Source organism: Yersinia sp. LJYL362, assembly GCF_048323875.1.
Genome location: NZ_JBLWEX010000278.1, coordinates 21409 through 30762, shown reverse-complemented (window position 1 = coordinate 30762; position 9354 = coordinate 21409). Strand labels below are relative to the sequence as shown.

Genomic DNA, 9354 nt, shown 5'->3' with positions numbered 1-9354 from the left:
GTGTTACCAGCACTCTTCTGCCGCCCATTCCACAAACAAAAAAGCCCTGACTTATGTCGGGGCTTATCATTTTTGAAGCCGGTTACGGTTCCGGCGTCAACACCTACCAATGTGCTGACCGCATACCGTTTAAATACAAAAGGCCCACCGAAGTGATCCTGATTAAATTAGTTATAAATTCCTATAGGTAATTACGAATCAGCTATTCCGGATAATTTTCATTTCAGCTTTTAGGTAAAGTCGCATGTTATCAAGGAATTCATTCAATGGTTTCTCAATGCCTGGTATTTGGTGTGCATTCATTGGTATTTCTTTACTAAAAGCCTCTCGAAGCGAGACTTCGCAAGCTTTTATATTAATTTCTACAATCTTAGCCTCTGGAAGATCTGTGTTGATTAAAAGGATTATTGAGTTAATAAATACATTGAGGTTTTTAGCTGCTTCAAAGCCTTCAACTAAATCTTGTCGATCATAAGTAGACCCAGACTCAATTAAAAATCTTCGCGTTGCAAGTAGTGATGCACATAGAGTTTCAATGCCCGCAGCATATTGTGCGCTAAAATCTCTAATTTTATTAATGCGCTCAACTACCTGAGCAAGTTCCATTTGAGACCTAAGTAACTCATTACTATTTTCAATAGCTTTCCAAGCGATTATGGCAGGGATTGCACCAGCTATTAGAGAACCCAAAATAGTTATAAAAGAGCTTTCCCATGAAAACTCCGAATCAATAATTATTTTAGGAATATTACTAATAGCAAGGTAACTATTTGGGATAATATATTCAGATATAAATGGAATTCCTTGCCATGCCATTGTGCTATTCCTATAGATATGAAAACCAAATCATAACCATGGTTTCAATTTATTAAAAGGCACTAAAGCGAATAAACCCCGCACAAAGGCGAGGTTTCTTTGACTGGATAAGCGCTACTGCACAACCAACTCTTATCACACTAGAACACTTTATGCGTAGCGCACTAATCCTTTTTTATCATTTTCATGAACATGTTGGATTTGGGTGTAAGGATCCATCTCAAGAACTGCGCCCGTCATTGCCAGGCAACCATCGATAAACCCCTCTGCGACCTGCATCTGCTGGCGAACACGGCCCTCAGATACCTTGTACTTCTTCGCTATCTGCCGCTTTGAAACGCCAAGTATGTAATGCAGGCATATCAGTGAGTATTCATGCGTCAAGCGCCGGGCCTTTAACTGACTTACTGCCGAATCTATGATTAGGCCATCATCATCACAGCAGGATTCTTGACGGCTTGAAGTGGCGGGTAATAACCCCTTAAATCCGGCGGCGATAGGTGAGTAATCAACACCAGAACTGTCACGCGCCCAAACGCCCCAGCGGGCCAAAACTAAAGAAATGTCTCTCATCATGACTCCTCTGTAACTGGTCCGCATACCGTTACATATGACATTAATACCCCACACTAATTTAGATCATCATAAAACTCATGACAAATCTAGGTATAATTAACCCAATTACAATACACACAATAACGACTAAAAAGTGTCTAATTATACTAGCACTCGAAAAATAAACAAAACCCTTACTTAAGGAAGCCATAAAAATGAATATAAAACTAACAAGGCAAACCCATAAGACAATAACGATAGAAATCGACGTGGCTACTGTCATTTCTTTTGAAAAAATATTTATACTTACCGATATAAATGAAAAGAATGAAGCAAATAAAGCTATTATTCCCAAGAATGAATTTCTTGATTCTTTTAGCTCACTTTGAAAATCTAGAACTTTGCTTTCTATGTTTATATTTTTTATTTGTAGATCTTTATAAAAAGCTTGAGCTTCAGCCATATTAGACTCAACTTTCAATGCATTTTTTTCATTTATCAGTGCTTTTTCTTTTATATTCTCAATTACTTTATCTAATATTTTTTGTTTATTCTGTAATTTTATTAACTCTTCATTTATTCGACTACGATCCTTATAATAACTTGATGTATTGAATCTATCATCAGGAACAGTACTACTTGCATCATCATAATCAACACTCACTTCACTTGAAGTATTTATAGAGTTTGCATACTCTTTAATTCTAGGCATATCCTCCACATCATGAATATTATTAACATTAGGAGTTGGCATAGGTGGATTACTAATATAGTCCTCACCTCCAGTTTCAAAATAACTATTAACATCATCCATAATTAACCCCCAAAATTCAAGACGCTATTTATTACATCATCGTTATTTTCTTGAACACAAATCTCCATGAAACGCTGAAAATCCGCTTCACTTGTTAATTTTTTAATTTTTAAATTGTTTATATCTTTCTTAATCATGAGAACCGATTTTCTGCTTTTTTTCTCCACTGCACTTTCTATATTTAATATAATATTTAACCCTTCATTATTATCCATGAAAGGAAAAAAACTACGAGTTTTCACTGCAATGGAACTCAATTCTTTATCAAAAACTGTATTGTTCGCGTTAAGTAACCCAGTTTTAATATCTCCAACTGGATTTTTTCTGAACTTCGCATAAGTAATAACCATCCCTGCATACTCTATGTTAACACCTACATTTTCCAGCGCTTCTTTGAAAATAAGTGAAATTTCTACAGCTTCCTCCATTGTGAATTCCTTTGACATCTCAGAATAGTCAATATATAAATCAGCCCGAACTAACGAGATCACGACTTTTATATTTCCGTCATTACCTTGCATATTTAAACGAGGTACTTGTGGTGGTGCATCATTTGGCATAAATGCAAAGGCACCATCTTGTTCTAAATCAAAACCTTTATCTCTTAATTTGGTTTTCAAACTATATGAAATTCCATCATAGTCTTTAGTTGGTTTCCCATCTAAAAAAAACGCCTGGTGATAATTTACTCTATCCATAATTCCCCCTTGATAATAATAGTAATTATAACAGTTTTAAAAAGAAAACTTCCACCATATAATTAGTTATAACCTACTAATTTGCTTAAATAGCACTTATTTACATTACAAAAATCTATAATACCCCTGAAATATTTATTTCAATGCACCTACCCCAATCGAGAGATCTAAAAATTTAAATAACAACACAACCTGGCTACCATGCTCCGCCTCCCACACATGCATATCAGCATGCAGCGCGTCATGACAGAGACGGCAAAGAGGAATAGTGAAAAGGTCATGTGCCTTAGTCCCCATGCCGCCCTGTCCATGCCCAATGATGTGATGAGGGTCATCAGCAGAACGACCACGACCACACCCGCAGCACTGTTGGGATTTAACCCATGTGAGCCACTTGCGACTTTCCCAACGCTGCCGCTTAGGGATGCGCATAAAGCTGGCTGGTGGCTCGGCATCAATTTTCAGCGCTAGCACCTTCTTAACCTGCTCAACTTTACTTTCAATGACTTGCGTCGGGTTTGGCGTCCAAGTGATATCACTCTCCCTAGTTGGCCCTGATTTCATCACTGCTGGTAGCATCCGCAAACTTGCTCGAGCAATTGAGTCGGGGAGCAAGTCGGAAACCTCATTGACGACAGCCCACCAACATAATTCCGGCATAGTGAGCTGGTGGCCCTCCGGAAGCCGAAAATGACTACATACTGTTGAAATTATCCAAGTGATGAGATTGCTGGTCGCCAGCTGATTCAATCGGGGGAGTGTATGCTCTCTCAACTTATTATCATGATGCCAACACAGGCGAATTGACCGCTGGCCATAACTCAATGTCGTGAGATTTTGAACGTGGGAATCATCCGGATCATGCCACTGGCACTCTTTCAGCCGTTCCACCCATGCCTCAAGCACGCGTGGGCCACCAGCAGCATTGATAACCCGCTCATGTTCAAAGAAAGGTAACAGTCGCGGATCATTGGCTAGCTGTTGATTGGCGACCGGCAACGCGCCAGCAGGCAGCAATTTAAACTCATCCGGCTCAGTGGCCACCAGCAAGCGGCCTGACATATACGGCAATAAATCTGCACCTGGCTTCAATATCACCACGCCCAGCTCACGCTGAATAAACGGGGTTAATAGCGCCCTCATGCTGCATGACCTTTTTTAGCAAGGTACTCAGCCCACAGCCCACCAATCCACTTAACGCCTTTGGGGGTGAATCTGGCTTGGGTAAATGCGTGATTATTAACAGTGTTGGTACCGGTCTTAACTTCGAAGCGTTCCAAATCAATATGCTGCTGATACGGAGTTAGCCCACCGGCCAGACGGTACATGATGCGATTCTCAATCAGGAACAGCCGGAAGTCGGTTTCTCTGGCTTTCAGTAATTTGCACACATTACGGAATACCATAGAACCGGTGGCCTGAACGTAGCGATCGATAAACTCAGCCTTTGGTGCGGCAATCGAAAGCTGATTTTCAAGCTGCTGTTTTTCTTCTGCCAGATCGGCAGCAAGACGCAATGCTTCGGGGAGGGTTTGAGGGATTTGGTTCTTGTCTTCCAATTCTCGGAGACGACGAATCACCTTCATTCGAATTACCGCACTGTAACCCGCGAGTAAACACTCAACATGGTCACGGTCTAGTAAATATTCGGTCTGGGTGCGATTCATGCTGTCGAGATAGGTATGCGCAAATTTGCTCACATCTTCATTCAGCTGAGCCATCATGACTTCAATGTCCCGCTTTACGTCGGTATGGCGCTTACCAGTTAACTCTGCAACCTCACGGCTGCTCATGGTCACAACAGATTTAGATACGGGGGTGCCTACGACAGTTGTCATACGTTTGAACTCCACACATTAGTTTTAACCAGCCTCTCCAATCCAATGTCCGCACAACTGGAGAGGTGAATAACTGCACAATCACTGTACATCAATACACTATCAGCGAGGAACATTTTTATTCACCTCACTGATAAGTATCTCTATCTTCCCTCCCTTGACGATTGGCCCCCACTCAATCATTAGCTTTTTCACCTGGCTATCATCAGCCCATACACCCGCATGAGTCATGGCATCCAGTGGCGCTTTCAGGAAGTTATCCAGATCCCGTCGAACCAGATTAGGAGGGTAGAAAACGATAGCAACCGCAACCGGATCAGTGATGGTTTTCGGTACCCGCCGCAACTGCTCAAGAATGCAGGCCAAAGCCTCAGACCGGAACTGACGACCTTTGACGCTGATAAGATGGCGACCCGCTAACGGCCCCTTGCTCGGGGCGCGCCAGTAACTATTTACTGAGGGTGGAAATGGTAGGGTGAGTTTCATTCTGGTTCCTCTAACTCAATCAGGGCTAGTGATTTTGCATTCGGAGCCTGATCACCCCAGACGTCCCACCCCGGTGATGATGTTCGAGCAAATAGCTCTATACGCCGGGCATTATTGAATCGGCGCTCGATCTGCTCACGGAAGAAATGAGGCTTGCCAGAATGGATACCGGTATATTTCTCTTCATACACGGTGTATTGGTTTCTCTCGGTCTGGTTGCCGCAGACTTTGCCACGAGTAAACAACAATAAAAATTCAGCGTCATTCATTCCCCATGGACCAACAACACCGTGCCGGCTACCCGTATGTTTCTTCTTTTCCCAGACCTTATCGACTCGAATGAATTTAAACCCCCATGCAGCTCCGACAATCAACGCCTCTGATATCATGGCGCCCGTCACCCACATGAATAAGGCAGAATTTGGACTGGCTATCCCACGAACCTGCATTGCGCAAAGTTCTGTTACAGACATGGTGGAATATTTCAGACTTACACCACGATTTGGCTTGCTGCCATACTGCCAAGGCGGATCGGCATAAATAACATCGTATAGTGGTGGTGGCAGTGCAATGGCAATTCGCTGCCCGAGCCAATGCATGACATTGACAGCCATACTGTTTCCGATCGCCTTATATCTTGGCCCATCAGCAGAACTACGACGGGCCTCTTCTACTGTCATTTCAGGGAAATGATGACGGAGGTATAAATACTCATCTGCCCTTATTTTTTTGGTCTTCCCATGTGGAATGAGGGTGTAGTTATCAGGAATACCTTGCAGGCGCTCACACTCGACAACTGTCAGACGGCGAACATCAAAACCATCAATAATTGCCGGAGGTTGCCCACCATTATCATTACTTTCAGTGCTGTTTCCTGCCCGTAATGTCGGGGAAATATCAAACGAGATATCACCGCCTGAGTCTTTATAACTAAACGCATATAACGGGCTATGGGATAGAACAGCCGGAATATTGTTACACTGCAGTGCGCCACTGATCTCACAAAACCCAAGCGATGAAGATGTATTTCCTGATGCCTGCCAGTTGAAAGCAATAGCCAGATCCGTTGCATCTTTGTAATCGCGGGCCTTGCAGGTAGAAGCTGTTTCATCATCGGCATACTCACCCAATGCAGTCATTCTGAATGCCTTACTCAGAACTAAATGACCTGCACTTGCCTGGTTGTCATCTGCGCCACATGTTCCAACGCCATTTGCAGTAAGGGCGGCAACTGCTTTCCCCGTTTCTCTGATCGGCGCAATATCCCGGCGCAGGCTGTCGAACTCAAATAATACTTGTGCGGGATTAACGTCCTCTCGAGAACTTGCGACAACGAACACACGGCGGCGGCGTTGGGCCACTCCGAAATATTGGGCGTCTTTGATGATCCACGCGATTGCTCTTTTGGGTCCAGACACATAACCAGCGTTCGTCCATTTTTCCCCTGATGGGACAAGCGGCTCATCTTCTCCGGCAAGTGCTGCAAGGAAACACCCAAATGCATTGTCTTTGCTACTGAGGACGCCCGGCACGTTTTCCCAGACGATGATGGATTCTTTTTCGCCACGTTCGCGGCGCGTTTCGTCGATTGCATCGGCTAATTCCACATATGAAAGAGTTAACTGGCCTCGGGCATCTGCCAGACCATTACGCAGGCCAGCAACGCTGAACGCCTGACAAGGGGTGCCACCGACAAGGATGTCTGGGGCTTCTACACTTCCGGAGCGTACTAACTCGGCAATCTTTGTCATGTCGCCAAGATTGGTAACTGTTGGCCAGCGATACGCCAGAACTGCTGATGGGAATGGTTCTATTTCACTAAACCACGCAGCTGACCAGCCAAGAGATTCCCATGCGAGACTTGCAGCTTCGATACCGCTGCATACAGAGCCATATCTCATGATGCAAGCCCCCGAAGTTCGTTCTCACTAACCAGATCAAGTGACTTAGCCCAGATACCGTTCCATTCAATTCTTGCTGAGGTTTCATTCATTCGCCCAAGACCGCCAGCCAATGAAAGAGCCGTTTTCTCCACACTATTTTGTGCCTTGCCATGACGTAAAATCAGGCGGTCAAATGCCTCTTGTCTCGCCACTGTGTCCATCTTTGGCACTTTCGGTAAGTCGTCGGCCCGAACTTCTTTGACGGCCAGATAGCATTTTTCAGTGATCAGATAATCAAAGTTCTTACGACGCCACGTCTTACCCGAGGATGTATCAGGGCGATCTTCCAGCATCCAGCGGCATTTTTTGGAGATATAACGCAGATAAGCCACCCACTTCATCAGATTTAAATCGTATTTCTTCCACAGGTTGCGCATCTTGGTTTGGCGGTCTTTTGTCATATCCAGCACTTTGGGCATTTCGGGTAAAATATCGTGGTAGTGTGCCAATGCCGTTTCATAGCAAATTCTCAAAGAATCAACTGGCTGCGGGTCGGTTGCCGTAGGCGACTGACCAATAGTCTTTGTATTTGATGGTTCTTGTTTTGAATTTACTGACGGATCGCCCCCAGATTCTGACGGGTCAAAAGTGCCATTTCTGCCAGATTCCGACCCGTCGAATTTTGAGCCATCAGATTTTGACCCGTCAGATTTTGAGGTGTCGGATTCTGACGCATGAGCAGCAGCCTTAAGTTTGACGACATTCAGCTGATAAACATTACTGGCATTTCGATTACCGGCGCGGCGGGCTTTCTTGCTTAACCAGCCATCAGTTTCCAATTCGGTCAATGCAGTACGAACGGTGCTCTCGCCTGCCCCTATCTGCCGAGCAATCGTCGTCACTGACGGCCAGCACACGCCCTCATCATTAGAGAAATCAGCAAGACGGGCCATGATTGCCACCTTCGATATTTTCATACCCGCAGCCGCACAGCCGTCCCATACATAACTGGATAGCTTTACGCTCATACAACCGCCTTATATTCTTTCCTGAAACGTCGGATGGGTATTGAACAGTCATGCTCATAGTCATCACGACGAAAAATGACTTGCCCGGTTGCGCTGTCGTAGCCAATAACGTGAACGCGAATACCGCGCTTATCGTTGTAATACCGATCCAGCAATTGGATGGGGTTAGTCGAGGTCGTGCCGGGATTCGTCATACGCGCCCCCACTTGCGGCAGATCACACCCACAATTCCATGCGCCCTGCTGTGGTTGCACGGTTTCCACTGGCCCCTTATCATTCGTTCATACCGGAACGGGCTGACACAAACGCAACGCAGTTGCGGAATAGAACGTTTAGCCGCTACAATGTTCATGCGTTAATTACTCCACACGTTTAGTTAATGCACCCGACGCCTCAGTGCCGCACACTGGGGCGTCACCCCATAACATCACCGATATCGCAATAATCTCTGCAATAATTGACTGCGCTTTATACCCCTTAGCTTTCAGCCGCTTAGTCTCATCACGATCTAACACGCCATCAGCGGTAAACTCATTGTGCGCACGACCAAAATCACCCAAAGCCACCAGCAGATCGTTAAATTTGATCAGTAGCTCGTCGTTGCCAATGTCATTCACTTCCGGCAGCTTTACGAACACCCCACCAGCGCGCTTGCACATGGCTTCGGTAATGTCGGAACGGCCAGAGATTGATTCCATCTCTATCGCCATCCCCAGCGGCACTACCTGCCCCGCTAACTGACGAACGCGGTTACGCAGTGCATTCTCGGTACCGGACAGCGGACATAACTGTTTAGCCATCGCGTCATACTTGCCCGGCGTCTGAGTGATCAGCTGGTGTATCGCGTCGCTAATATCCGGCTGAGTTGGAAAGTCTTTGTTATCCACAATGTTTCTCTCTCTTTGGTGGTGATGCCGATTAAATAAATTGGTTAAGCTGCACCCGTCTGCGGCATACCATCACGAGGATTTGGATAGATATCTGGGCGCAATTCATGAGGGGTTACTGCCCATTTCCCCATGGCGCAGAGTTGGATTACCCGGTCAGCAGGTACTTGGTTATTGATAATCCAATTAGCGACAGACTGAACAGACTTGAACTCGAAAGCCCGAGAGACGCGGGACAATGAGCCAACAGCTCTAATTGCCCGGTCAGTGATGTTTTTGCATTTACTGGACATTATGCCCTCCTATAGTTTTCACAAAAGGGATAATGCTACTTAAAGTAGCTTAAATC

The 9354-nt window shown here is 45.0% G+C and carries 12 protein-coding genes; all 12 read right to left on the bottom strand.

What is annotated here, in order from left to right:
- Positions 1–198: 198 nt before the first annotated feature.
- The 12 genes from ACNSO8_RS18085 to ACNSO8_RS18030 all read right to left on the bottom strand — a co-directional run bounded on the left by ACNSO8_RS18085 (position 199) and on the right by ACNSO8_RS18030 (position 9298).
- Positions 199–816, bottom strand: coding sequence for a hypothetical protein (locus ACNSO8_RS18085; protein ID WP_418395431.1), 618 nt, complete (start codon positions 814–816; stop codon positions 199–201).
- Positions 817–966: 150 nt separating this feature from the next.
- On the bottom strand, positions 967–1389 hold the full coding sequence (locus ACNSO8_RS18080) for an antiterminator Q family protein (RefSeq protein WP_418395430.1): 423 nt from the start codon (positions 1387–1389) through the stop codon (positions 967–969).
- A 61-nt stretch (positions 1390–1450) separates the two neighbouring features.
- Complete coding sequence (locus tag ACNSO8_RS18075; protein WP_418395429.1) at positions 1451–2185, bottom strand: hypothetical protein; 735 nt, start codon at positions 2183–2185, stop codon at positions 1451–1453.
- 2 nt (positions 2186–2187) lie between these two features.
- Positions 2188–2883, bottom strand: coding sequence for a hypothetical protein (locus ACNSO8_RS18070; RefSeq protein WP_418395428.1), 696 nt, complete (start codon positions 2881–2883; stop codon positions 2188–2190).
- Positions 2884–3018: 135 nt separating this feature from the next.
- Positions 3019–4026 (bottom strand): DUF968 domain-containing protein, encoded by a 1008-nt coding sequence (locus tag ACNSO8_RS18065; RefSeq protein WP_418395427.1) that lies wholly within the window; start codon positions 4024–4026, stop codon positions 3019–3021.
- Positions 4023–4721 (bottom strand): phage antirepressor KilAC domain-containing protein, encoded by a 699-nt coding sequence (locus ACNSO8_RS18060; RefSeq protein WP_418395426.1) that lies wholly within the window; start codon positions 4719–4721, stop codon positions 4023–4025. Before ACNSO8_RS18060 ends, ACNSO8_RS18065 begins: the two co-directional genes overlap by 4 nt.
- A gap of 102 nt (positions 4722–4823) precedes the next feature.
- On the bottom strand, positions 4824–5207 hold the full coding sequence (locus ACNSO8_RS18055) for a RusA family crossover junction endodeoxyribonuclease (RefSeq protein WP_418395425.1): 384 nt from the start codon (positions 5205–5207) through the stop codon (positions 4824–4826).
- Positions 5204–7108 carry an MT-A70 family methyltransferase gene (locus ACNSO8_RS18050; protein ID WP_418395424.1) on the bottom strand — a complete coding sequence of 635 codons (1905 nt, stop codon included), beginning with the start codon at positions 7106–7108 and terminating at the stop codon, positions 5204–5206. Before ACNSO8_RS18050 ends, ACNSO8_RS18055 begins: the two co-directional genes overlap by 4 nt.
- Complete coding sequence (locus ACNSO8_RS18045) at positions 7105–8118, bottom strand: helix-turn-helix domain-containing protein (RefSeq protein WP_418395423.1); 1014 nt, start codon at positions 8116–8118, stop codon at positions 7105–7107. The genes ACNSO8_RS18050 and ACNSO8_RS18045 overlap by 4 nt, the downstream gene beginning before the upstream one ends.
- Positions 8115–8381, bottom strand: a complete 267-nt coding sequence (locus ACNSO8_RS18040; RefSeq protein ID WP_418395422.1) for a DUF4222 domain-containing protein — start codon at positions 8379–8381, stop codon at positions 8115–8117. The genes ACNSO8_RS18045 and ACNSO8_RS18040 overlap by 4 nt, the downstream gene beginning before the upstream one ends.
- A gap of 96 nt (positions 8382–8477) precedes the next feature.
- Entirely contained in the window at positions 8478–9005 is a 528-nt protein-coding gene (locus ACNSO8_RS18035; RefSeq protein ID WP_019083784.1) for a YmfL family putative regulatory protein, read from the bottom strand.
- Between the two features lie 44 nt (positions 9006–9049).
- On the bottom strand, positions 9050–9298 hold the full coding sequence (locus ACNSO8_RS18030; RefSeq protein ID WP_418395421.1) for a transcriptional regulator: 249 nt from the start codon (positions 9296–9298) through the stop codon (positions 9050–9052).
- Between the last annotated feature and the right edge of the window lie 56 nt (positions 9299–9354).